This window comes from Mucilaginibacter sp. RCC_168 (genome assembly GCF_041355315.1).
Taxonomy (GTDB): domain Bacteria; phylum Bacteroidota; class Bacteroidia; order Sphingobacteriales; family Sphingobacteriaceae; genus Mucilaginibacter.
Window position 1 is genome coordinate 1 of sequence record NZ_JBFUPN010000082.1, and the last position, 610, is coordinate 610.

Annotated in this window: 1 protein-coding gene; it reads right to left on the reverse strand. The window is 45.1% G+C overall.

Annotated features, from left to right (window positions below; genetic code table 11):
* Positions 1-557, reverse strand: a 557-nt coding sequence (locus AB6735_RS28050) for a condensation domain-containing protein (protein WP_370999491.1), incomplete at its 3' end; no start/stop codon positions are given.
* Between the last annotated feature and the right edge of the window lie 53 nt (positions 558-610).

Below are 610 nucleotides of genomic sequence, written 5' to 3' on the forward strand. Positions count from 1 at the left end.
TCGTTGCTCCCGTTACGCGGCTCCCTTTCTGCCTGATAAAAAGGCAACCGTATTGGATCGATCTTTTCTTTAAACTGATTCAGCCAGTAATCCCGGTGAATATTTGACTGTTCCCCGGATAATTCTCCGTTAGTCCAGGCTGCATAATCTTTGTATTGTATTCGTAAAGGCTGCAGCGGGTTCTCTTCGCCTTTCTCATATGCTGTGTAAAGTTTGATCAGATCATTGAAAAATACCTCTATCGACCAGCCGTCTGCTATGATATGATGTAAAACCAGTAAAAATAACGTCCGCTCAGCTTCCATCTGAAGTAATATACACCTGAACAGCGGCCCCTTTTCCAGGTCAAACAATTCAGATGACCTGGTTGATATTACCTGCCCGGCTATCTTTTCCCTGTCCGGGAAAGAACGAAGATCCTCATATTCGACTTCAAATCCATAACCTTCAGACCTGTGAACCTGTTGACGGGGTTCGCCGTCTATCGTGACTATGGTCGTTCTCAATATCTCATGCCGCTCCAGCAGGCTTTCGAAAGATCGACCAACGGATTCCATGCTTAAAATCCCACGCATTTCATAACACATCGGCATATTATAAGCCGACCGAT